The following is a 24,269-nucleotide window of genomic DNA, read 5'->3' on the forward strand; positions in this document are numbered from 1 at the left end:
CTGTGCTTTTTTTGCGTACCGAAAGAAGGTGACGCAAAGTGGCCAGTGACGGAACAATCCGAATCACGACCGAATTGGACAGTGCAAAAGCAGAAGCGGCAATGTCCAAGTTTTCATCATTCGCAAATAAGGCGATGACAGCAACGAAAGTGGCAGCAGGCGCGGCAACAGCCGCACTAAGTGCTATGGCAGGTTATTCAATTAAAGTTGGAGCTGATTTTGAAGCGGGAATGTCAAAGGTATCTGCTATCTCAGGAGCAACAGGAGATGAATTAAGCAAACTCACTGAAAAAGCAAAAGAGATGGGCGCCAAGACGAAATTTTCAGCTACAGAAGCATCGGAAGCCTTTCAGTACATGGCTATGGCGGGCTGGAAGACCAAAGACATGCTAAGTGGTATTGATGGAATCATGAATCTGGCAGCAGCTTCAGGAGAAAGCCTTGCAAAAACATCAGATATTGTAACAGATGCCCTTACCGCATTCGGAATGGCAGCATCAGACAGCTCGCATTTTGCAGACGTTTTAGCAAAAGCATCTTCAAACTCCAACACCAATGTTGCAATGATGGGTGAGACGTTCAAGTACGTGGCACCCGTGGCAGGAGCGTTGAAATTCAGCGTAGAAGACTGTGCGGTAGCAATCGGGCTTATGGCCAATTCCGGTATTAAGGCAAGTCAGGCTGGAACATCAATGCGACAGCTGTTCACGAACCTTGTAAAACCGACAGATGCTATGGCACAGGCAATGGAAGACCTGGGAATCTCCATGACTGACGCGGAAGGAAAGACAAAATCGCTGGATACCCTTATGGGGGATCTAAGACAGAGTTTTTCTGGACTTTCAGAGGCACAGAAAGCACAATACGCTGCTACACTGGCAGGACAGGAAGGAATGTCCGGACTGCTTGCCATTGTGAATGCATCTGATGCGGATTTCAATGCCTTAAAGACATCAATATACAATGCAGACGGTGCTGCAGAGCAAATGGCAGACACCATGAATGATAATCTTAAAGGAAGCCTTACAATAGCTGGATCCGCATTAGAAGGATTCGGTATTGCAATCTATGAAAAGATACAGACACCACTCAAAAAAGCAGTAGATGCAGGAACAGAGGGTATCGACTGTCTGTCAAAAGCGTTCCAGTCTGGCGGACTGAATGCAGTTGTAGCGGAAGCTGGCGAGATATTCAATGATACTGCAGATGAAATCGCAGGAATGAGTGACGAAGCAGCCGGAGTTGTAAGGCCAATACAGGAAATCGTGAATGTAGGCGGTAAGCTTGCAAAAACAACACTTCCAGTAGCGGCAAGCGCAGTGAAGTTCCTGGCTAAGAACTTCGGAACATTATCACCGCTTGTAGTGTCATCAGCAGCCGGAATGAAATCATTTTCAGCAATTGGCAAGGTAACGACAAAGGTTGTAAAAGCGAATGCAGCGGCTACCTTAGTACTCAATAAAATGGAGAAAGCCAATGCATTGCAGTTAATGGCGACCAATGGAGGGCTTACAGCGCGTCAGACGCTCATGGCGGTGTACAATGGTCAGATTACTGCAACAACAGGACTTACGAGTCTGTGGACAGCCGCACAGACAAAGCTGAATGTTGCAATGACGGCGAATCCAATAGGAACAATCGTTGTAGCGGCAGCAGCTCTGGTAGGTGCCATGTATGCGATTAAAGCAGCGACAGGTGATGCGGCGAAGGCACAATATGAGCTATCGGACAGCCAGAAAGAAGCACTAAAATCCAGTCAGGAGATTACAGATACTCTTGCAGAAGAAAGACAGGCGAGAGAGGAAGCGATTGGAAGCATTGACCGGGAATACAATAAATATTCCGCTCTGTTGTCTGAGCTGCAGTCTATCACAGATGCAAACGGTCAGGTGAAAGCCGGATACGAAGAGAGAGCAAAGGTAATCACCGGGGAGTTGTCAGAAGCACTCGGCACCGAGATAGAAATGACAGACGGAGTAATCCAGAAATATGGAGAGACCGTCGAAGCAATCAAAGAATTGATTGTACAGAAAAAAGCAGAAGCGACCATTGATTCTATGAAAGACGAGATGGCAGAGTCCTATCAGAAGTCTATAGATGCCGCGGAAAAATATAAAGAAGTCAGCAAAGCCTTGGAAGAACAGAAGAAAAAAGTAGCCAAGGCAGAAGATGACTGGGAAGAAGCAGCAAAACGAGGAGCAAAAGAGTTACCAAGTTACTCGGATGCGGTTGATAAAGCCAAAAGCGAACAGGAAAAACTGGAAAAGCAGTTGGACAACACCAGAAGTTCCATGGAACAGCTATCCTCAGAGGTCAACAATTACGATGCGTTGGTCGAAGCTATGGCTTCTGGAAGTTCAGAACAGATAGAAGCTGCACTGAATAAGGTGATCACAGGCTATCGCTCTTTCAACGAAGAAACCCTTGCAAGTTCGCAGAGTGCGCGTGACGAGATGTACAACACTGCAAACTCTATGATAAGCACCATGCAACTTGTACAAGATGGTACGCTCAATATGGCCGATAGTACATTTCAGCAATTATCAAAAGCTGCAGTTGATTCCATCAATGAATTTAGTAAGCTTCCGGGAGGAATTGCACAGGGAATCAAAGATATAGGACCAGAAGCCAACACGGCAATGATAAGCGCACTGGCACAGGCAGATTTGGACGGAAAACTGGACGCCGAAGCACAGGCAGACCTAAACAGTTTTATTAACGGTTTCAACGGCCTGGATTCCAAAACAAAAGATACATTCGCACAAGCCTGGTATGGAGCCTTGGAAGGACTGCAAGGTTTTGAAGACCTGGCAGATCCGGCAGAACAGGGAGCAGATGCATTCCTGGAGTCTTTGAGGACAGCACTGGAAGTACATTCTCCATCAAGAAAAGTGGAAGAGATATTTTCTAATGTATGGCCAGGAGCAGTACAAGGACTGGAACAGGGCACTGGAGAGCTGAGCACAAAAGGAAATAGTGTAATTACAGACTTTCTGAATTCCTTGCAAAGTGGCGGAGTATTGGAAGGTGCTAAAAGTATCGGAAGTAAGATTATGAATCTGTTCGGACTAGGAATACAGTCTAAAACAGGAAATTCTAAGAATGCCGGGCGTGCTAATGCTACAGCAGCCAACGAAGGAGCTGGAAGTATAGACTCTTCCGGAGCAGGCAGTATGTTCGGTGCGAGATATGCCGCAGGAGTTGGAGCAAAAGCCAGTGAAGCTGGCGCAAAAGGACGTGCACTTGCATCAAATGCAAAATCAGGGGCAGAATCAGCCGATGGTTATTCACCGGGTTCTAACTTTGGCTCCGGATTCGTTAGAGGTATCGGCTCCTGGGTAAGAAGTGCCGCATCAGCGGCAGCAGAGCTGGCATCAGCAGCTTACAACGCAGTCAGAAGAACACTTGACGAACATTCCCCGTCGAGGAAAACGAAAAAGTCCGGCAAGAACTTCGACCTTGGATTTGGTGGAGGAATTGAGGAAAACGCAGATGTGGCAGTACAGGAAGCTGAAAAGCTGTCAGAAAGAACACTGAGCGCTTTGGAATTAGAAACATTGCAAAACAAAATCAAGACACTGAATATCCCGGAAACAATGGCAATGGTTCAAACGACAGTAAACGCCCAGACGAACCGGTCGGCAGAAAAGGCAATCCGAGCCGTGAGGGTCAAAGAAGATCAGCTGTGGAAACGAAAGGACGAATCTGTAAAAGCCTATATACAGGATTCAGATATTCAGAAACTGGCATCAGAATTTGCAGGAATTGCATCTGAAGAATTTGCAAAAAACATTGATGGAATAAAAATGGTAATGGACAGACGCGAATGTGGAAGATTTGTGCGGGAGGTACAGCAGTGAAAGACATCTATTATGTAAATAGCAATAATGAGAAGATTGACTTGTTGGAACCGCCATACATGCTTCAGACAGGAGAGCTGTTCGGATACAAATGGAACTATGAAAGTAAACAGAGACTTGGCGGAGGTGGAAAAATCACCAATATCCGAAAAGACCTGGAAGAAAGAACACTGACATTAAGCATTGTAAATTATGGTGTAGAAAACTATGAAGAGGCAATTGATTATTTGCATGAGATCACAGACATTGACGTCTTAAAAAAGACACCAGGAAGATTATACGTGGGAGGTATGTATCTCAACTGCTATGTGACGGCTAGTGAGAAGTCGGAATGGGAACCGGAAGCGGGATATATAGATGTAAGCCTAACGCTTGCCGTGGAGTACCCAATGTGGGTCGGAGAAAATCCATATACATTTCATAGTTTCGGTGTAAGCAGTACGGATAATAAGAGATATCATGGAAGATATCCGTATCGATATGCGAATGGAATGAACAGCACTTACATAATCAATCCACATTTTACGAATTCGAATTTCAAGTTGATCATTTACGGACCAGCGGTAAATCCAATGGTCACAATAGGTGGTGTACCGTATCTGGTGAATGTGATACTGGAAGAGGATGAATACCTTGCCATTGACAGCAGGAGCAGGACCATCATAAAAGTGACAAAGAATGGCGAACGGGAAAATCTGTATCATAATCGTCAGAAAGGAAGAAACTTTTTCAGAAAAATTGATCCGGGGCGACAACCTATATCATGGACAGGCAAGTTTGATTTCGACTTAATTATTTACGAGGAGAGAGGGGAACCGAAATGGAGATGATTGTAACAGATATACCGGAGGAAAAAGAATTAATGTTCATCACTGCAAAATCAACAGGAGAAGAATACGGAGAGCTGAATAAAACAGCAAAAGTAGATCTGGACAATGGTGATACAAACGATTTTGAAATACGCTTGCCCAAATCAGAATGGGATAGAGAGTCTATCGGATATAAGGGAAGGGTATACATTCCAGGAACAGAATACGGCGGAATCGTTAAAAATATAGAATCCATATCAGAAAGTAATGAGGTAGTGTTTTCAGGTCCAACATGGAGAGGGATGCTTGAATACAAGGTAGTTGAACCTCCCTTAGGGCAGGAACATTTAATACTCTCAGGAGAGCTGAATGAAACGCTGAAAACATTAATAGGAGACAGATTCGAAGACCTGTTTGCGGTGTCAGCAGAAAATACGGGAGTACAGGTGCAGAATTGGTCAGTAGACCGATATGTAACATTATATGATGCCATTATGAAGCTCCTGGATCAGTACGGATACCGACTGGATATCAAATATATTCAGCCAGAAGGGCTGGAATATGGATATGTGCAGATAGGGGCAAAAGAAAAGAAGATTCTTAATGAAGAATATGATCAGGAATGTAGCATTAATCTGGATATAGAAGACTACAGAGCTGGCGTCAACCATCTGGTGTGCGCTGGAGAAGGTGAGAATCAAGACAGAACTATATTACACCTGTATGTACAAGAGGATGGAACGATAGGTGATGAGCAATATTATTATGGATTGGACGAAGTGGCAGCAGTCTACATATTCACAAGCGCAGACGCAAATCAGCTTCGCCAAGACGGCACGAAACGATTGAAAGACCTGCAGAACTATAAAAAATGTCAAATGACGATAGAAGATGTAGACTTGGAAATCGGCGACATTGTAGCTGGGTATGACGAAGTCACAGATACGACAGTCATGAAGCCAATTAAAAAGAAAATATTAAAAATCAACGATGGACAGCTAACGATAGATTATGAAGTGAAAGGAGATGATTAAATGTCTGGATTAAAACCAATCACAGTAAATACTCCAACAGCAGACGAGGCGCATATATACGCGGAAGATGACGCGTCCATCTACCTGAGCATGTTTGGCGGAGATGGAGTATCTACCAACGGGCAATCGTGCAAAGCCACAGTATTGTCAAATAACAAAGTAAGAATTGCAGATGGAATTATCTGTGTAGGAGGACATTTTGCCCGTATCCCTTACGGGGATTATATTGATTGCGAAATCGAAAACGGACAGAGTGGCAAGAACAGAAACGACATCATTGTGGCAAGATTCGAAACAACCGGGACCGGCGGTATCGATACATACACATGTGAAGTCAAAAAGGGCACGGCAGGAACAACAGCAACGGATCCAGAAATTGTACAAGAAGACCTATACAAGGCGGGAAAGGTGAGAGAACTTCCTCTGTACAGGGTGAAGATAGAGGGACTGAGCATCACGGCGGTAGAACAGCTCTTTACGCTGAGAAAAACCAATGAGGAATTGGAAAAAGAACTTGCGTCACTAAATAGCAAAACAATACACATCATAGAAAATGATAATGAATATCAGATATGTAGCCTGTGTGACGGGAAAATAAAAATTGTATCTGGCAGTATTATCAAAGAAGTTCAAGGCACAGATTATACACGCTTATTTGACAAAGATAAGCTAAGAGAAATTTTTGGTAATTCATATTATTTAACCCGACTCAGCATAAATACATATAACGGTGATAACGAAGCTACGAATACACGCTTTTTAGGGGTAGAAAATTGGCAAGGGCACTTATATCAGTATTTTTCACAAAAGCTAAGCTGTAGTGTTCGTATTAATTACAGAATGGTTTACATATATCCATAAGCATTTTAGTCAGAAGCAGCGATAGGCAAACTATTTCCATGTTCCAAAGCAACGCCAAAAAATCGTTATTATTTCGCTTGCAGATTTGCTTGAAGAATATATCCATGCTTGAAATAACTTTGTTCCAAACCCATTTAATGGAATTGAAATCCAAGGAGCACATGATCCGGCTGCTGTTGCTATAACTGAAACCCAGGTTTTGGATTCCATTGGGAGGGGAACATTAACTTTTCCACCAGAATAATAATTCCAATTATCTGGAGTTTGCATATTTATATCCTCAAAACGTTTACTTCCCCACATTTCAAGTGTGCCATCAGCGTATTTGCGATAATATCCATTATCATTATGACCAGATTCAATTATGCTATTGCTATTTAGTTAAGGAAAATAAGCACATGACACCCATAAAAAATAAGAAAGGAGAGACTTCCTTGCGATAAATGCAATTCACACTCATATGTCATGCGCTTATTATATAGAAACATGTTAACCAGAGCCGAAAGGCTCTTTTTATATTGTGCGACATCGCACAGAAAGGAGGAAATCATGAAACTGATATTCAACAATGCATCAGAATTAGAAATCCAGTCAGCAGACCTTCAGGCTGATGGAGGACTTCTGATCAAAACCATTGCAATCACAGAAGACGAGCTGAAGAAAAAATTCAATGATGCATCAGCAACCAAGAGAATGACCGTTACAGAGCGCGGAGAGACTCTTGGAACATACGAGAATTACACCAACCAGGACGCTATTGTGAAGTACACAGCCGGAATACTCGGCGTAGTCATGTATAAGGTTGGACAGACTCCGACAGAGCTGATGGAAGCTCTGAAGAAAGAGAATCAGAGACTGGCTGAGGAAAACAAAGAATTATCCGCGACAGTAGACACCATTTTAACAGATATCTTACCAGCACTTGAAAATGTTAAGTAGATAGAAAGGAAAAGAAAGGATGAAAGATATGGCAACATTTATTGCGAGAAGGATTATGAAAGAAGCAGGCAAGAGCACAGAAGCAGGTCAGAAGAAGTATAGAGCTTATTTCGTTCGTACAAGCCTGTATAAGAACTGGAAAGAGGAAGTTGATACCATTCTGAAGACAGATGGCTATGAAGATGCCATCGTAGAGGCATAAGGAGAAAAGAAAAATGGCAGTAAAAACAGCACAGTATGTATTTAATGGTCAGACATATGATCTGACGTTTGATGCATCTACAGGAGAGTATAAAGCAGCAGTCCCGGCGCCTAGCAAATCCAGTTACTCACAAGATGGTCATAAATATGGGGGCTCTGTAATAGCTACAGATGATGCCGGAAACTCAACTACAATAACTCAAAGTGATGCTACTTTCGGAGCAAATCTGTTACTTCGCGTCCTTGAAAAAGTCGCACCAACACTTGCTTTCACATACCCGACAGCTGGCGCGTATATTACAAACGCAACTCCGGCTATTAGGTTTAAGGTGACAGATGATGACTCTGGGGTAAATCCAGATACAATCGTTATCAAAGTTGATGGCGAAAAGGTAACAACCTCATTTACAAAAACAGCAGTCACCGGTGGTTACGAGTGTTCCTACACTCCAGGAACAGCATTGGCAGATGGCGCGCATACTATTTCAATTGAAGCATCTGATTTTGATGGAAACGCTGCAACAGCTAAGACGGTCACATTTACAATTGATACAATTCCACCGACACTTACTCTTACAAATCCAGCAGATGAACTTATCACAAATAAGACAGCTCTGGTTGTATCTGGTAAAACAGACGATGTTACATCTAAACCTGTCACAGTTACAGTCAATGGCGCATCCGTTACAGTTAATTCTGATGGTTCATTCAGCAAGGAAATTACTCTTGTTAATGGTTCCAATACAATTACTGTTGTTGCAACGGATAAGGCTGGCAAGACTACAACTGTAACACGTAAGGTTACTCTTGATACTGGCGCACCGGTATTTAAGAAAGTTACTCTTACTCCTAACCCAGTTGACTGTGGTAAGACGTTCATTATCTCTGTTAAGGTTACAGACTAGGAGCTATTTTTATGGTTACGAAAGTAATCGGTAAGGTCGATGGAAAAGAAGTTGTCTTTGAGCATGCAGAGGGGGACTTGTGGAATACCACAGTCCCTCTTGATTTAGATGGAATGTATGTGGTTGAAGTCACAGCTTATGACGATGCGGAAAACGTAGCGTTTTGTACAAAGATACTGTTGATTGTGGATCCAACTACGCTATGCGCTAGGCTCGTTCCGCTTGATTACGTGACGGAAGTAATTCCGGAAGAATACAAAGCAGTTGTACAAGCAGACGATTATACTGTGGAAGCAGTATATCCATGTCATCACGGAAGGGGGTGTTGCTGTGAATAAAGTAGTATTCATTTTAGGTGAAGATAAGCACGTAAAACTTCTGATCAGAAGTCCCAACAATGAACCATTCACGATATTAAGCGCATCCTATGAGCTTATCAGATATGGTGAGGTGGAAACGTGTGGGGAGTGCGAGATTAATGAGCATTATCTGGACATAAAATTAAGCCCGAAAGTAAAGTCGCGGTCATACGAACTGGAAGTGACTTATACAGTGGCTGATTCGACGAGAAAAACGAGGATAGAAGTGGAGGTTATCTAAATGTTAGAAATAACAGAGATTAAGCTGAGTAAGAACCCGGTCAGTACCGGAGAACAATTTAAGATTTCGATACAGATTGTGGAAAAGAAAAGCTATCCTTATAGATATCCGCGCAAATATCCGGTTTCGCAGGTAAGCCTTGCGGAGCCGGTAAAAGAATAACACAGAAGGAGAACGGAAGTGATTAATTTTTTGTACAGAAAATTCGAACTAAAGAAAGAAGTGAGGTATATGAAAATGGAACAGGCTAATTACATCAAAGCTATTTTCACAGCGGTATTCGCCTTCCTGTCAGCGCTCCTTGGAGTATTGGCAGTGCCGGTGATCCTGTTGGTGGCATGCAATCTGATTGACTACATGACCGGGCTTATGGCCAGTAAGTATAGAGCGGAGGACATAAATTCCTATAAGAGCATTCGAGGAATTTTCAAGAAGGTGTCCATGTGGCTCTTGGTAGTGGTTGGAGCAATTATTGACGAAATGCTATTATACGCATCCACTACGATTGGCTGGAAATCTCCGGTGACATTCTTGATTGCATGCATTGTAGCAATGTGGCTGATCTGCAATGAGATTATTAGTATATTAGAAAATATCCAGGACATGGGCGTTAAGATACCAGCGTTCTTGCAGCCATTGGTCAGACATATCAGGTCACAGGTGGAGGAACAGATTAACAGTAGTGATTCAGAGGGCGAGTAATCGCCCTCTTACATATTATATGGCGTGAGGCATAACACAGAAAGGAGAATAACATGGACGAAAATGAAGTAGTAGGAATGGAGCTGGATGAAGGTGTAGAGCCTACAGAAGAAGAGATTAAACAGGCAGAACAGGAGGTAAAATAGCATGGGAGTATATAACGTACATGGCGGACATAATTTTATCGTTCCGGGAGCTAAGGGGCTCCTGGATGAAACCACAGAGGATAGAAAAGTCACAGCACGCGTAATCTCAGCATTGCGCGTAGCCGGTCATACCGTCTACGATTGCACGGATGATTCTGGTCGGACACAGGGGCAGAACCTGGCTAATATCGTAGCCAAGTGCAATGCTCATCTGGTAGATCTCAACATTTCCAATCACCTCAATGCTGGTGGCGGAACAGGCGTGGAAGTATGGTGCTATGATGAGAAGACAAAAGACATTGCTGCAGCAATCTGTCAGAACGTATCCGCAGCGCTTGGAATTCCAAACAGAGGTGTGAAATACCCTAAGTCTCTGTATGTGCTCAGAAAGACATCCGGACGTGCGATTTTGGTAGAATGCTGTTTTGTGGACAGTCAGAACGATGCATCACACTGGAATGCTGATAAATGTGGTGATGCGATTGCATCTGCTATTGCCGGAAAGACCGTAACTGGCACGACTTCAAGCGGAAGTGCGCCTGTGACAACACCAGTGGCAAAACCAGCGACATCTACTGGAAATGACTGGGTACGCAGACTGCAGTCTGAGTGTAATGCTCAGGGTTTTTCCGACCAGCGTGTTGATGGAATTCCAGGAAAGAACACTCTCGCAGGTTGCCCGACCTGTAGAAAAGGAGCAAGGGGAAATATCACGAGATTGATTCAGGAGAAGTTAGGCGTGGCTGTAGACGGAATCTTTGGACAGAAGACAAAGAATGCAGTTATTGCATTCCAGAGAGCGCATGGGCTTATTGCAGACGGTATTGTTGGAAAGAATACATGGAGAGCTTTGCTCGGACTGTAGTATTTGCATATTATGGTGGAAAGAAGTATGTAGGATAGTGGAAAATATTCCCCATTTATAATCAGCGAAAATTTTGCTACATTATAATAAGAGGTGGTTACATGGAAAAGCTTGCGATAAGACTGAAAGAGCTGAGAGAAGAGAGGGGACTATCACAGATGGAAGCAGGCGCTGCACTGGGAGTATCAAGATCAACCATAGCCGGATATGAGACGAAAGGACGAGAGCCAGATGTACATATGTTAATTACCATGGCTGATTTTTATAATGTCTCTATGGACTATTTGGTTGGTCGAAAAGACGAAAAATAATATTATTGACAAGAGCGAAAAAATCAATTAAAATCAAGATGTCTCAAATGTGCCTCAGAGTACACTTGAAAAACGGCGTTATTACGGCGCTTGCAAGGATTTGAACGACGTGACTTTTAATCAAGTTGTCCGGGGTTCGAATCCCCGCACGCTCACTGTGAATATAACGCAAACTTAATGAGAATTAGGTATTGCGTTTTTATTTTCTTATGCGGATGTGGCGGAATTGGCAGACGCGCTAGACTTAGGATCTAGTGTCCCCGACGTGCAGGTTCAAGTCCTGTCATCCGCATTTTTATGCAAAACCTCGGAATAATAATTTCTGAGGTTTTTTGCGTTGACGAGTTTATAAAAAATATAGTATGATTACTAAAAATAGTAGAGAACAAAAGAATTGATAAAGGAGAGACATATGCAGAGAACGAAAAAGATAACCGCATTTGTACTTGCGATTGCTCTTTGCGTGGGGATGCTGCAGACACTTGGGGTGAATGCAAAAGCCGCGGACACGGGTAAACATATGGACGTATTATTTACACATGATACGCATTCGCATCTGAACAGTTTTTCTACGATCGTTGATGGAAAACAAGAAGAGGTCGGAGGATTTGCAAGGCTCAAGACTTTAATTGACGAGCAGAAAGAAAAAAATCCGGATACGCTCTATCTGGATGGTGGAGATTTTTCTATGGGAACGTTGATCCAGACGGTGTATGAGACAGAGGCGGCAGAGCTTCGTATGCTAGGCTATCTTGGATGTGATGTGACGACCTGGGGAAATCATGAGTTTGACTATCGTTCCAGTGGACTTGCTAATATGCTGAATACTGCAAAGGCTTCCGGTGAAAATGTTCCGTCACTGGTCGTTTGTAATGTGGACTGGAGCGCTATGGAGAAAGCGGGCTTAACGGAAGGACAGCAGCAGATTAAAGATGCATTTGAGAACTACGGAGTGAAAGATTATGTAGTTGTACAGAAAGGTGATGTCAAAATAGCAGTTTTTGGTGTATTTGGTAAAGATTCGCTGGATTGCGCGCCAACATGCGAACTGCTTTTTGAAGATCCGATCGAGGCTTCTAAGAAGACGGTGGAAGAGATTAAGAAAAATGAGGACGTGGATATGATTGCCTGCGTATCTCATAGTGGTACCGTGGAAGATGAAGATAAATCTGAAGACGAGATTCTTGCGAAAAATGTGCCGGATATAGATTTGATTATCAGCGGACACACACATACACAATTAGATGAGCCGATTCAGCACGGAGATACTTATATTGTTTCCTGTGGAGAATATGGAAGAAATCTTGGAACGATTTCTATGACGCAGAAAGATGATGGACGCTGGGACGTGGATACTTACGAGTTGATTCCGGTTACGGATGAGATAAAGGCGGATGCTGCAACACAGGAGCGGATTGATGAGCTGATGGAGACGGTTGATACGAATTATCTGTCACATTTTGGATATACAAAAGATCAGATTCTTGCGGAAAATGATATTGAATTCAGCAGTGTGGACGATATGTATAATGAGCATGAGGAGCTGAATCTCGGAGACATCATGTCTGATGCATATGTGTATGCGGTGGAAAATTCCGAGTACTATGACGGTGATCCGGTCGATGTGGCGGTTGTTCCGAGCGGAACAGTACGTGATACTTATACAAAAGGGGATGTCACGGTCGAACAGGTCTACAATTCATTTTCACTTGGAATTGGGAAGGATGGGCTGGCGGGTTATCCGCTGATCAGCGCTTATCTGACAGGAAAAGAATTGAAACTTGTGGCGGAAATTGATGCGTCTGTTTCAGATTTTATGACGATTGCCAGACTTTATTGTAGCGGTCTTAACTTTACATACAATCCGCATCGCATGATACTCAATAAAGTGACAGATTGCTATCTGATGGAAGCGCAGGGGGAAGGAAACAGAGAAGAGATAGAAGATGACAAGCTGTATCATGTGGTGACAGACCTATATACAGGGCAGATGCTCGGTGCTGTCATGGACACATCTTATGGACTGCTGTCTATTACGCCGAAGGACAAAGATGGAAATCCAATCGAAAACCTGGAAGATCAGGCAATTATGGAAGGCAATCAGGAGCTGAAAGCATGGGCTGCTATTGCCAGATATATGGAGTCCTTTGATGATACAGATGGTGATGGTATTGCAAATGTGTCGGAATATTATAATGAAAAACACGACCGCAAGGTTGTGGAAGACAGCTGGAATATTATTGATCTTGTAAAACACCCGAATAAATTTTTGGCTATCATAGCGGGCATTTTTGTACTTGTAATTGTGCTGATTATTTTGCTCATATTGCTGGTTAAAAAAATTGTGCGGAAGATAAAAAATAATTAAATGAAATAGATTTAAATGATAGACTAAACTAAGAAAAACCACCCTCTAAACTTTTGACGAGTTGGGTGGTTTTTCTATAATTACTTAACTAACGAAGTTTATAAAAGATACAGTTTTGAATCTTATCTTACTATAATTTTCCTGACCACACAGCTTACTACTCCTGCAATGCACAGCGGCAGTAGTGTGGCTTTCAGCCCACCGTAAATAGACAGTCCGCCTTGTACACCGGTAAGCCAGCTTGGAGAACTTGGAATCAGGTGACTGAACATGGCGGCCAGATAGGAACCGGCGTAAATGATAACAAAGGACAAAAGCCCGCGCCCGGTATCCAGGCGGTTGTTGTGCCTGCTTCTGGCGCGTGTGCGGCTGGCAGCCCAGAAGAAGTTGAGCAGTTCATAACCGACCAGCACAGCTCCGACAGCCAGGTATGCGATTAGTGTGGTATCTTTCGTCTGTCCGAGTAACAGGATTTTTCCATAAGAACCGGCGTTACTTAAAAATGCTTTCAACAATGTCAGAATGATGAGAGCGATTAAAATCAGTGTGGCTGCCCGGAGAATGGTTCCGACTAATTTTTTAGTCGCGTTAATGCCGGTCTTAGCAATATTTGCAACCGGTTTTCCTACATTGGGCAATCCGCAACGCTTTTTCTTCTTGGATTTTTTGGAATCCGGATCCTGTTTGTCGTTGCGCTTTTCCTTTTTTGAATCTCTGCCGTTGCTGTTATAGTCATAATCATCATAATCGTCATCATAATAATCGTCATCATCATCATCATCATAATCATCATAATCATAATAGTCGGTGTCGCCATCATAACCGTCATAATCGTCGTAATCATTGTTATTATCAGAACTATCTTCACTCAAATAGCTCCCAAGATCCTCCAGATCTTCATATACAACTTCGAAATCATCATCGAAGTAATTGTCAAATTCATTTGTCTGTTTCTTTTTGTTTCCCATAATCACTTATACCTCCCTGTGAGCAACTCATATTTTATAATGAATGCAAAAGGGACTCAAGAGATGTCACACAATCTTCACGAAACCGTAAGAAAATCTTCAGAAATGTGGAAAATGAGTGAGGACAGGGCATTGATTTTGGAAAAATTGTGTTATAATATGAATACCTGTGGATAAGTGCAATATGTATGCACTCAAGAAGGTGGAATCTTACAGATTTAAAAGTAGTAGGTTGAATTGGAGGTAATGGTATGGAATATGAAGGTAGAATTTGTCGTGCGCCAATGGAACGTGCATCTTACATGCTGCCGGTCATGGTCGGCTGCTCTTATAATAAATGTAAATTCTGTAATCTGTTCAGAGATTTAAAATATCGTGAGCTGCCGCTTGAGCAGGTCGAAGAGGAACTGCAAAGAGTGAAGAATCTGGGGGGAAATCCGAGAAAAATATTTCTTGGAGATGGTAATGCATTTGGACTGAAAATGGATCGACTGCGTGCGATACTTGATTTGATTGATAAATATTTTCCGGATTGTCAGATGATCAACATGGATGCGACTGTAACAAGTATCCGGCTGAAAAGTGATGAGGAACTTCAGGAATTATATGACCGCAAGGTGAGACATTTATATCTGGGGATTGAAAGTGGTCTGGATGATGTGCTGAAGTTTATGAGAAAAGAGCATACCCAGGATCAGGCGTATAAAGAGATTGCAAGAATCCAAAAAGTCGGATTGATTTTTGATGCACATGTTATGTCTGGTGTTGCCGGTAAAGGCAGAGGCCAGGAAAATGCAATCGCTCTGGCAGAGTTCCTGAACAAGACGCAGCCGGATCGTATTGTTAACTTCTCTTTATTTCTTCATAATCAGGTTGCACTTTATGAAGATATCAAATCCGGAGCATTTATTCCGGCAGATGAAGTGGAAAATATGGAAGAAGAGCGTACATTGATTGAGCTTCTGAAAGAAGGACCGGACGGACATCAAATGCTTTATGATGGATTTAATGACTTCCTGGAACTTCGTGTGAAAGGGAAAGTTCCGAAAGATGCACCACGTATGATCGAGAAGCTGACAGAGGCGATTGAAAAATATAAAGGCGAGCCGCCGATTTATGCCTATGTAAAAGGTGACTGTCCGGATTTGTCTATGTGTGACGGTGGACGTTGGCTGTGGGAGATGGATGACAGTAAGCTGGCTCAGTATAATGAAAAGGAAAAGAAACTGGGATAATGAATACAAGAGTAAAAGGATTCATATATTTATTGCTGTCCGCAGTCTACTTTGGTTTTATGCCATTGCTTGTGAAAGTGATCTGCGCGGATGGAAGCGCGATAGTGGGAGCATTATTTTTAAGGTTTGCCCTGGCAATCATTCCGCTGTACATTTACCTGAAAGTGCGGAAAGTTCCGATGGAGCTATCTGTGGAGGAAGGAAAAAAGATTTTGTGTGTGACGGTGTTTGGCTATGGCATCACAGCGCTTCTTTTGTATAGTGCGTACGATTATATGCCGTCAGGTATGGCGACGGTCATTCATTTTGGATATCCGGTTTTTGTGTTGCTTGGCAGTCTGATTTTCCTACGAAGACGTGTGCCTAAGCTGAAAATTGTGTGTGTTGGTCTGTGCATGATCGGTATTTTCCTGTCCTATGCAGGAAGCGGCGGTGAGGCAAAGCCGATGGGATTTGTTTTTGCGCTTATATCCGGAATGACGTATGCATTTTACATATTATATCTGGAAGTGGGCGGGCTGCAGGATATCCCTGCTATGAAGATGATATTTTATATGAATATTGTTGGCTCCATTATGGTATTTTTGATTGGAAAAGTATCGGGGAGTTTTGTGCTTCATATGAATGTAAACGCATGGATCGCAGCATTTGTTTTGTCACTTGGCGCAGCGTTTATCGGAGTGGGATTTTTTCAGTATGGCGTACAGTATGTGGGAGCCCAGGATGCGGCAATTTTAAGTACATTTGAACCGGTGACCAGTATGATCGTGGGGATTTTAGTCCTGCATGAGAGTGCAAGTCTTTCGTCGATGGCAGGCTGTATACTGATTCTTATATCCGTGACGGCAACTGCGTTCGCTAAGTCATGATAGATTTTTTGAATAGTGATAGAGAAAAAAGAACGAAAAGTATTAGAATAAGCATGCTTTTCGTTCTTTTTTTTGTTGGCAGCGTTTGCTATTAAGGGAAAAATGTGGATTTATTGACAATAAAAATATATAAAGAGATTACTATTTAAATAATCAATTGGACAAATGGCAGACTGCACGTTACACTATTCCCGGAGTTAAAAATGTTTTGAGTGTACAGACTCAAATACACAAATTTTGCTGAGAGAATGAGAGGAACAAAAGCATGTTAAAATCTTATCTGAGGTAGGCTTAATAGTGGTCACACAGGCAGTATCATATTGCCACTATTTTGAGAACAGGAGAATTCTCCTGCATAAATACAGGTGTTACTATCGACCTCACATCGATATTGACATTGATACATTTTGTAAAAGCGTGCTGTCGCCAGGCACGCTTTTTTCGTATCTAAAATTGATGATATCAGTGCAGAAAACGAAGTAATCAGCAGTTCGACTTGATTTAAGCTTCTTCCTCTGCCCGTTTTACGACTTCGTCGATGTCCAGTGACAGGCTTCCGTCCTGGAACTGGAAGCAAGGAACGCCGACCCAGTGGTTTTCCTTTACTTCATCAAAGATCGGGTTTGTGTCGCGGAGTGTGAGGAAACGTTTCAGATATCCGATATTGTCGGAAAATTCCATATACAGATACTGGATTCCTTTCTCTTTTAAAATTTCTTCTGCCTCGACGCAGTCTGGGCATGCTTTTGTTCCATACATTACAACTTTCATGTGTAACTCCTTTCTTTTAAAAAATTTTTTCCTGTCTGCTATACGGGTTTGCAAAATAATAAAGTGCTAAGTGTACTGCTTACTTTGTGCGGTCTGAATTCATGTGTGTTTAAACTGGCTTTAGATTCATCGGACTTGCGCCAGACTATCTAAATCGCTTGTGAATCTGGAGTCTGGCGTGAATTAGTTTGCTTCGTAAGCTTCCTGTAAAGCACGGCGCAGCTTCGTGTACTGGCTGTCTGCATCTTTTGCTCCGAGAAATGTCTCGGTAACAAGTCCGTCTTTTCCTACTATAACTGTATAAGGGATACCGGCACTCGGATAAAGATTACTGATATTGCTTTCGGTGTCGCAGGCAACCGGAAATGAATAATTCTTTGCCTCGATAAATGTATCAATAGTATCTTCATCTTCGCCTACATTTACTCCGACAATTACAATCTGGTCACCATACTCTTCATAAAGCTTCTCGATGGCGGGCATTTCCTTGACGCAGTTGCTGCACCAGGTTGCCCAGAAGTTCAAAAGAATGACCTGTCCTTTCTTATCGGAGAGGGTAAAAGTTTCGCCGTTATTCAACTTGGCGGTAAAATCCGGTGCTTCACTTCCAATTGCCATCTCTTGGTGAAGAGCAGAACTTCGTTTCCCACTTTTCTTTCCGGAAGATGTATCATTGGACTGACCGCCTGAGCAGCCAATCAGGACAAAGACAGAGAAAAAACACAGACAAAAACAGAACAGTGGTTTATAAATTTTTTTGAAAAATTTAAACATGTTTCGTGTCTGCCTCCTGTGATTTTGCTGAAAATATATTGTAGTTTCGTACAAATGAAGTATACAACATTTTCACCGAAATATACAAGACATACAAAGGGAAAGCTTTATTGAAAAAAAGAATATATAGAGACGCTTTTATCAAAAATCTTTATTGGACAAATGAAGAACATCAGATGTATGATTATTTGGGATTTGTGTGTGACTGCCTGAAACAATATGACAGATGGAAGGCGGGGACATACATTTTTATAAGGAAATAGAATTCCTTATCAGTAACTATAAGTATTTCTAATCTAAAGGAGAAGAAAAAGGAGGTTTTTCAAAATGGATGCACTTTTAAGTGTAAACTGGATAGCTCTTCTTGTACTTATGATCGCTCTGCTTTCTTTTAAAGCATTGAACTGGATCGCGTACAGAGTGAACTGGACAGTTGTAATTCTGATCAGTATGGTCATTGGTGCTGTCATTGGGGTAGTATTTGCTTCAGAGGGGAACACATACCTTGTGTGGCTGAATTTAATTGGACAGGCTTATGTAAAACTGATCAAAGCTTTGGTAGCACCGGTAATTTTAGTATCGGTTATTTCAGGACTGATTTCTCTGAACGATAAAGAGAAGATGAAAAAAATCGGAACGAAATCAGTATTCTGGCTTCTTATAACATCTGTAACAGCCATTGTTGTCACACTTGTTGTTGGGGCAGTGACTAATATTGGTAAAGGAGCAGGAGCAGTGTTTGCAGACATTTCCAGTGTCACAGACGCTACACTGAGCGCTTATCAGGAGATGGAAACATCTTTTGATACCATTCTTCTGAATCTGGTTCCAAGCAATATCGCAGCAGATCTTGCAGCAGATAATATCGTAGCAATCATTATTATTGCGGTTGCAGTTGCAGTTGCTTATGTAAGCATTTCTTCAGAAGAGGGAGAAGATAAAGTCCTTGTGATCAAGAAACTGATCGAGGCAGTTAAGAAGGTCATTTTCAACATTCTTGCATATGTAATTGATCTTACACCATACGCAGTGCTTTGCCTGACAGCATGTTCTGCAAGTCAGCTCTTAAGCGACAAAGAGGCGCTGGTACAGCTCGTACTTCTTGTTGTGATGGTGTTTGCTGCATGTCTTATCCAGTCATATGTTGTCAATGCGGTAATCTTGAAATCATTTGCCAAGGTTAATCCACTGAAGTTCTTTAAGAAAACATTTGACGCACAGGCAACAGCATTTACAACAACAAGTAGTGTTGGAACAATGCCGATCACAATCGACAGACTGATCCGTAAAGTTGGTGTTGATGAGGAGGTCGCAAACTTTACAGCGCCTCTTGGAACAACAATCGGTATGGCAGGATGTACATGTGTATGGCCGATTCTTCTTGCAATGTTCTACCTTAACGCAACAGGACAGAGCTGGGGAGTAAGCCAGTACCTTGTTATGTGCTTTATGTGTCTGGTACTTTCCCTTGGAAGCGCCGGAATGCCGGGAGTTGGAGTTATCACAGCAGTATCTCTGTTCAGCGCAGTGAATCTGCCGATCGCAGCAGTTGTACTTTTGATTCCGATCAACAACATTACAGACATGGTACGTACTCTTACAAATGTTACAGATGCCAGCGTATGTGCAGCAGTTGTAGCTCGTCAGAACGGACTTCTGAATGACGAAGTATTTGCAAAAGAGGACGAGAAATTAGAGAAAGGAGAGGCGTAAATCATGAAAAAATCAACCATCGCATTAATCGTAGCTGCAGTTGTATGTCTTGGCCTCTCAGCATTCTCAGCAAAAGCTTCTGTTACAAGAACGAACGAAGCTATTGAAGAAATTGGAGAGGTTACTTACTCCGAAGATTGCAAGGCTAAGATCGACCGTGCAGTGGAGTACTACAATGCACTCGACAAAAACCTGGACCTGCAGGAAAAAGTGAATAAAGAAGATATGAAAAATTTCGATGCTGCTAAAATTGAGTATGCACGTCTGGCAATCAAAGCTGCCAGTGTTGCAGATGCAAGAAAAGTACCGGAAGGATATACTTCTGATGATATTAAGAAATTTGTAACAGAGGCACGCGAAGTCGTAGACAGCTATCTGAGTGCTGACCAGACAAGTATGGTACCAAACTACGCAGACCTCACAGAACTGGAAAAAGAATATACTTCAACAGGCGGATCAGGCGGATCTGATGAAGAAGTATCCGTTCCGATGTGCTAGGAAGACAGAGAGGAGATTTAATGATGAAAAGAAAAATGATCTCGGCTGTTCTTGCTGCGGTAATGACAGTCGGAATGATAACAGGATGTGGAAGCAGCCAGACAACAACAGAAAACAAAGCTGACAAGGCTGATAAGCTTGAGAGCCAGACAGACCTTTCTTCTACAGATTATGATTTTGAAAAAGAATATGCATATGGAGATTTTAATGCACATTCAAGAGCTGACGAAGATCGTCAGGACGGAATCGATACATTTGAAGACAAAGATATCGTATTCCAGGATATTACGTACGATCAACTTATCGACATTCTTGGCAGTGAAGGAAACTACATGATTCAGCTTAGCGGATCATGGTGCCACAACAGCCGAGCAATGAGCCCGTTTATCAACAAATATGCAAAAGAGTACGGTATTGATACAGTATACTCTTATGACTTTAACATCAACAATGGTGATGACGGATCTTTATTCGTTCGTATGTCTAATGAGAAGACAACACCTGGAACAAAGCTGAACTATATGTATGGTGAGATGGTTTCCAGATATCTGACAAACTTAGATGACTGGGTAGAGTATCCATCTACACATGCAACAGCACTTTCTTATACAAATGCAGATGGCAAAGAGGTTACGGTTGGAAGACTTCAGCAGCCAATCGTATTTGTATACAACAAGGATAACAAAGTAGATTACAGCAACTCCGGAAACGGAAGCACTTCATGCCCAATTATGTATGCATTTGAGAAAATGGTTGAGCGTGATTCAAAGGGAATCTACACAAAGAGATTCGATGATGACGGAAATCCGGTTCTTGATGAGAATGGTAACCAGATCCGTGATTATATTACGGATGAGTATGATGCAAGTGTAAAAGAGATGTTCGATTTTATCAAAAATAACAATATTGAACTTTCTACATATTCAAAAACAGATCACTTGCGCGATGTATTTAACAGCTATGGAAGCGAAATCTTCTCAGCAGACCAGCAGATCAATGTATATCCGGTAACATACAGACAGCTGAAATGGCTTCTGAATGAAGACGGAAATGCAATGGTTATGATCGGTGGCGCCGGAGATGAGAAAACACGTGCTGTTATCTCAAGAGTGAATGACTATGCAGTAAAGAATAACGTCCGCGTATATCTTTATGATCCGCAGGTGGACGGAGATGTGACAACAGGACGTTGGGGATACAAGCAGTCTATGAATATTCTTGATGAAAATGCAATCGTGAACCTGATGTACACAGACCTTGTAAAGGGTGCACTTACAAACCTTGAAGTTGCACATTCTATGTCTGACGGTACAGCACTGATCCAGGAGCCATTCCTGTTCGCATTCAACAAAGATGCTAAGGACGCTGACGGATTTACAGCACCGATCAAAGCATGGGCTGAGCTGACATATACGCAGGATTCAGAGAAAAGATTCTACATTGGTAAAGAGGCTAATCAGAAATCCTGCGATAGCAGTATCGAGTCTGTATTTGCAGCTTATGCCGGAGAAGAGGCAGCAGAGTAAAATATTGCAAATGTGTCTGTTTTAAAGATGAGGATTTGAGAGTACACCTATAATAAGAATGGATATAAATTAAGAAGACAGTCGTTTTGCGTTGAGGCGCAGGATGGCTGTCTTCTTATTATATAATAGGAACTTACATTTCCTATTATACAAAAAAACTCCAGCAGGATGCGCACTCGCGCGAATAAGAATTATGCCGTAAGCGGCCACGCTCAGTGCGAGAATGCAGTAAATGACGGAATGATATCGGAGAAATGCATATAGAGACGAAAAAATAAGCATTTTCTTTATAAAATTAGTAGAAAATGCAAGTTTATGTTGTAATTTCTTCAAATTTTGGTAAAATAGCATATAGCGAAAAAGATAACATAAAAAGCAGGAGGAATGCCGTATGAAACCGTATAGCAAGTTGACGAAAGAAGAGCTGAAAAAGTTAAAAGGCCAGTTAGAGAAACAATTCGAAGAAGTGAAAGCAAAAGGAATACATTTGGATATGTCCCGTGGTAAACCGTCAAAAGCACAGTTGGATCTGAGTAATGGTCTGATGGACGTGCTGAATGGGGACAGTGACCTGGTAAGCTCTGATGGAGTAGACTGCCGTAACTACGGTGTTCTGGATGGAATTACAGAGGCAAGAAAATTACTGGCAGATATGTCAGAAGTACCAGAGAGAAATATTCTGATCTACGGAAACTCCAGCCTGAATGTAATGTTCGATACAGTATCAAGAGCTATGACTCATGGTATCATGGGAAGCACACCATGGTGCAAATTAGATAAAGTAAAATTCTTATGTCCGGTTCCGGGATACGACAGACATTTTGCGATTACAGAGTATTTTGGAATTGAAATGATCAATGTACCGCTTCTTCCGACAGGTCCGGATATGGATATGGTAGAGAAATTGGTGGCAGAAGATCCTGCAATCAAAGGAATCTGGTGTGTGCCGAAGTATTCTAACCCGACAGGTGTATCTTACTCTGATGAGACAGTCAGAAGATTTGCACACTTGAAACCGGCAGCAAAAGACTTCCGTATCTTCTGGGATAATGCATATTCAATCCATCATCTTTATGATGACAAGAGAGACGTTATTCTTGAACTGTTAAATGAATGTGTCAAAGCAGGCAATCCGGATATGGTATTCAAATTTATTTCCACATCCAAGGTTTCTTTCCCTGGATCCGGAATTGCAGCACTTGCTGCATCCAGAGCGAATATCGAAGATGCGAAGAGCTTTATGAAGTTCCAGACAATCGGACATGACAAGCTCAACCAGCTCCGTCATGTAAGATTCTTTAAAGATATGCCGGGAATGTATGAGCATATGAGAAAACATGCTGCTATCCTTCGCCCGAAATTCGAAAAGGTTGAAGATGTTCTGGAGAAAGAAATTGGCGGACTTGGAATCGGAACATGGACAAAGCCACTCGGCGGATATTTTATTTCTTTCGATTCAATGGATGGCTGCGCAAAGGCAATTGTGGCAAAAGCAAAAGAAGCTGGTCTGATCATGACAGGTGCCGGAGCAACATTCCCATACGGAAAGGATCCAAAAGACAGCAATATCCGTATTGCACCGTCCTTCCCGACAGTTGAGGAACTTGCACAGGCAGCAGAAATCTTCGTACTCAGTGTAAAACTTGTCAGTGTAGAGAAACTGCTTGGAGCAAAATAAGAAGAAACAAAAATCCCTGTAAGATTGGAATAATCTTGCAGGGTTTTTTAATACAAACATGCATTATACTGTGAAAAATGGAGGTAGAAAATTATAAGCTGAATAAATCACTATGAGTACCGGTGCGTGACAGTGTAAGCACAAGGACATCATTATCATAGCGATAAACAAGAAGCCAGTCTGGTTGGATATGATATTCTCGATGTCCAACCCAGTCGCCAGATAGAGGGTGATCTTTGTGCTTAGGGGCTAAGACTTCGCCATTCGCTAACTTTGTCATGAATCAAGATTTGCAAAAAATTCATCTACATCGTGATAACCTTTGACAGTAGGATCTTTTGCAATCCTTTCTGCCTCAAGCATAGCCGAGACGGTTTCTTTGCTTGGAGTTCCTTCGGTAATTTTGAAAGGAATCCCTCTTTCACGTAAAGACTGACGTACAAAAATATTAAACGCAGTGCTCAGATTCATACCAAGTTCTTCATAAAGAGCTTCTGCCGCAGCTTTAAGATTGCTGTCCATGCGTATACTGATATTACAGGTTGATGATTTAGCCATGATATCACTCCTTTCATTTGATAAATATATTATATGCAAAATGCACGAAAATATCAATACAATGCACGAAAATATTCG

Annotated in this window: 25 protein-coding genes, 1 tRNA gene and 1 pseudogene; 21 read left to right on the forward strand and 6 right to left on the reverse strand. The window is 42.1% G+C overall.

Annotation, left to right across the window (positions count from 1 at the left end; translation table 11 throughout):
- Positions 1 to 38 precede the first annotated feature (38 nt).
- Genes NQ560_RS01180 through NQ560_RS01195 form a run of 4 tightly spaced genes read left to right on the forward strand, consistent with a single transcriptional unit; the run spans position 39 to position 6,564 of the window.
- Positions 39 to 3,860, forward strand: a complete 3,822-nt coding sequence (locus NQ560_RS01180; protein ID WP_005332043.1) for a phage tail tape measure protein — start codon at positions 39 to 41, stop codon at positions 3,858 to 3,860.
- Complete coding sequence (locus tag NQ560_RS01185) at positions 3,857 to 4,690, forward strand: hypothetical protein (RefSeq protein ID WP_052302913.1); 834 nt, start codon at positions 3,857 to 3,859, stop codon at positions 4,688 to 4,690. Before NQ560_RS01180 ends, NQ560_RS01185 begins: the two co-directional genes overlap by 4 nt.
- On the forward strand, positions 4,681 to 5,703 hold the full coding sequence (locus tag NQ560_RS01190) for a hypothetical protein (RefSeq protein ID WP_005332045.1): 1,023 nt from the start codon (positions 4,681 to 4,683) through the stop codon (positions 5,701 to 5,703). Before NQ560_RS01185 ends, NQ560_RS01190 begins: the two co-directional genes overlap by 10 nt.
- Positions 5,704 to 6,564, forward strand: a complete 861-nt coding sequence (locus NQ560_RS01195; RefSeq protein WP_005332046.1) for a hypothetical protein — start codon at positions 5,704 to 5,706, stop codon at positions 6,562 to 6,564.
- 30 nt (positions 6,565 to 6,594) lie between these two features.
- On the opposite strand, the gene NQ560_RS01200 is transcribed toward NQ560_RS01195, so the two are convergent.
- The gene (locus NQ560_RS01200; protein ID WP_005332047.1) at positions 6,595 to 6,867 is read right to left on the reverse strand and encodes a hypothetical protein; all 273 of its coding nucleotides are present in this window, start codon (positions 6,865 to 6,867) and stop codon (positions 6,595 to 6,597) included.
- A 246-nt stretch (positions 6,868 to 7,113) separates the two neighbouring features.
- Between NQ560_RS01200 and NQ560_RS01205 the strand changes: the two genes are divergently transcribed.
- From NQ560_RS01205 to NQ560_RS01255, 11 genes are all read left to right on the forward strand, one after another.
- Complete coding sequence (locus NQ560_RS01205) at positions 7,114 to 7,503, forward strand: hypothetical protein (protein WP_040015384.1); 390 nt, start codon at positions 7,114 to 7,116, stop codon at positions 7,501 to 7,503.
- A gap of 28 nt (positions 7,504 to 7,531) precedes the next feature.
- Positions 7,532 to 7,705 (forward strand): hypothetical protein, encoded by a 174-nt coding sequence (locus NQ560_RS01210; RefSeq protein ID WP_233420466.1) that lies wholly within the window; start codon positions 7,532 to 7,534, stop codon positions 7,703 to 7,705.
- Positions 7,706 to 7,718: 13 nt separating this feature from the next.
- The gene (locus NQ560_RS01215; protein ID WP_005332050.1) at positions 7,719 to 8,609 is read left to right on the forward strand and encodes an Ig-like domain-containing protein; all 891 of its coding nucleotides are present in this window, start codon (positions 7,719 to 7,721) and stop codon (positions 8,607 to 8,609) included.
- Positions 8,610 to 8,620: 11 nt separating this feature from the next.
- On the forward strand, positions 8,621 to 8,947 hold the full coding sequence (locus tag NQ560_RS01220) for a PF13754 domain-containing protein (protein ID WP_005332051.1): 327 nt from the start codon (positions 8,621 to 8,623) through the stop codon (positions 8,945 to 8,947).
- Complete coding sequence (locus NQ560_RS01225) at positions 8,940 to 9,209, forward strand: hypothetical protein (RefSeq protein WP_005332053.1); 270 nt, start codon at positions 8,940 to 8,942, stop codon at positions 9,207 to 9,209. Before NQ560_RS01220 ends, NQ560_RS01225 begins: the two co-directional genes overlap by 8 nt.
- Positions 9,210 to 9,371, forward strand: coding sequence for a hypothetical protein (locus tag NQ560_RS01230; RefSeq protein WP_005332055.1), 162 nt, complete (start codon positions 9,210 to 9,212; stop codon positions 9,369 to 9,371). It begins immediately after the preceding gene.
- 18 nt (positions 9,372 to 9,389) lie between these two features.
- Positions 9,390 to 9,911, forward strand: coding sequence for a phage holin family protein (locus tag NQ560_RS01235; RefSeq protein WP_005332056.1), 522 nt, complete (start codon positions 9,390 to 9,392; stop codon positions 9,909 to 9,911).
- Between the two features lie 147 nt (positions 9,912 to 10,058).
- Positions 10,059 to 10,922, forward strand: a complete 864-nt coding sequence (locus NQ560_RS01240) for an N-acetylmuramoyl-L-alanine amidase (protein ID WP_005332057.1) — start codon at positions 10,059 to 10,061, stop codon at positions 10,920 to 10,922.
- A 101-nt stretch (positions 10,923 to 11,023) separates the two neighbouring features.
- Positions 11,024 to 11,233: a helix-turn-helix domain-containing protein gene (locus NQ560_RS01245; protein WP_005332062.1), complete on the forward strand. Its 210-nt coding sequence runs from the start codon at positions 11,024 to 11,026 to the stop codon at positions 11,231 to 11,233.
- A 211-nt stretch (positions 11,234 to 11,444) separates the two neighbouring features.
- Positions 11,445 to 11,525, forward strand: a tRNA-Leu gene (locus NQ560_RS01250).
- A gap of 120 nt (positions 11,526 to 11,645) precedes the next feature.
- Complete coding sequence (locus NQ560_RS01255) at positions 11,646 to 13,601, forward strand: bifunctional metallophosphatase/5'-nucleotidase (protein WP_005332064.1); 1,956 nt, start codon at positions 11,646 to 11,648, stop codon at positions 13,599 to 13,601.
- Between the two features lie 122 nt (positions 13,602 to 13,723).
- On the opposite strand, the gene NQ560_RS01260 is transcribed toward NQ560_RS01255, so the two are convergent.
- A complete protein-coding gene (locus tag NQ560_RS01260) occupies positions 13,724 to 14,569 on the reverse strand; it encodes a hypothetical protein (RefSeq protein WP_005332065.1) in 846 nt (281 codons plus the stop codon).
- Positions 14,570 to 14,820: 251 nt separating this feature from the next.
- On the opposite strand from NQ560_RS01260, the gene NQ560_RS01265 reads away from it, so the two are divergent.
- Positions 14,821 to 15,804, forward strand: coding sequence for a radical SAM protein (locus NQ560_RS01265; protein WP_005332067.1), 984 nt, complete (start codon positions 14,821 to 14,823; stop codon positions 15,802 to 15,804).
- A complete protein-coding gene (locus NQ560_RS01270) occupies positions 15,804 to 16,673 on the forward strand; it encodes a DMT family transporter (RefSeq protein WP_005332068.1) in 870 nt (289 codons plus the stop codon). The genes NQ560_RS01265 and NQ560_RS01270 overlap by 1 nt, the downstream gene beginning before the upstream one ends.
- Positions 16,674 to 17,174: 501 nt before the next feature.
- On the opposite strand, the gene NQ560_RS01275 is transcribed toward NQ560_RS01270, so the two are convergent.
- Together NQ560_RS01275 and NQ560_RS01280 are read right to left on the reverse strand one after the other, a co-directional pair.
- On the reverse strand, positions 17,175 to 17,444 hold the full coding sequence (locus tag NQ560_RS01275) for a glutaredoxin domain-containing protein (protein WP_040015385.1): 270 nt from the start codon (positions 17,442 to 17,444) through the stop codon (positions 17,175 to 17,177).
- A gap of 183 nt (positions 17,445 to 17,627) precedes the next feature.
- A complete protein-coding gene (locus NQ560_RS01280) occupies positions 17,628 to 18,218 on the reverse strand; it encodes a TlpA family protein disulfide reductase (RefSeq protein WP_005332070.1) in 591 nt (196 codons plus the stop codon).
- Positions 18,219 to 18,545: 327 nt separating this feature from the next.
- Between NQ560_RS01280 and NQ560_RS01285 the strand changes: the two genes are divergently transcribed.
- From NQ560_RS01285 to NQ560_RS01300, 4 genes are all read left to right on the forward strand, one after another.
- Positions 18,546 to 19,931, forward strand: a complete 1,386-nt coding sequence (locus NQ560_RS01285) for a dicarboxylate/amino acid:cation symporter (protein ID WP_005332073.1) — start codon at positions 18,546 to 18,548, stop codon at positions 19,929 to 19,931.
- Between the two features lie 3 nt (positions 19,932 to 19,934).
- Positions 19,935 to 20,429 (forward strand): hypothetical protein, encoded by a 495-nt coding sequence (locus tag NQ560_RS01290; protein ID WP_005332075.1) that lies wholly within the window; start codon positions 19,935 to 19,937, stop codon positions 20,427 to 20,429.
- A gap of 20 nt (positions 20,430 to 20,449) precedes the next feature.
- Positions 20,450 to 21,955 (forward strand): type 2 periplasmic-binding domain-containing protein, encoded by a 1,506-nt coding sequence (locus tag NQ560_RS01295; RefSeq protein ID WP_233420467.1) that lies wholly within the window; start codon positions 20,450 to 20,452, stop codon positions 21,953 to 21,955.
- A gap of 391 nt (positions 21,956 to 22,346) precedes the next feature.
- The gene (locus tag NQ560_RS01300) at positions 22,347 to 23,633 is read left to right on the forward strand and encodes an aspartate aminotransferase type Ic (protein ID WP_005332081.1); all 1,287 of its coding nucleotides are present in this window, start codon (positions 22,347 to 22,349) and stop codon (positions 23,631 to 23,633) included.
- A 91-nt stretch (positions 23,634 to 23,724) separates the two neighbouring features.
- Here NQ560_RS01300 and NQ560_RS01305 read toward each other — a convergent pair.
- Together NQ560_RS01305 and NQ560_RS01310 are read right to left on the reverse strand one after the other, a co-directional pair.
- A pseudogene (locus tag NQ560_RS01305) lies at positions 23,725 to 23,904 on the reverse strand (type II toxin-antitoxin system YafQ family toxin); the annotation flags it as partial.
- A gap of 5 nt (positions 23,905 to 23,909) precedes the next feature.
- Entirely contained in the window at positions 23,910 to 24,191 is a 282-nt protein-coding gene (locus tag NQ560_RS01310) for a type II toxin-antitoxin system RelB/DinJ family antitoxin (RefSeq protein WP_040015387.1), read from the reverse strand.
- Positions 24,192 to 24,269: the final 78 nt, after the last annotated feature.

Origin of the sequence: Dorea formicigenerans, from assembly GCF_025150245.1 — a bacterium.
Classification (GTDB): Bacteria; Bacillota; Clostridia; order Lachnospirales; family Lachnospiraceae; genus Dorea; species Dorea formicigenerans.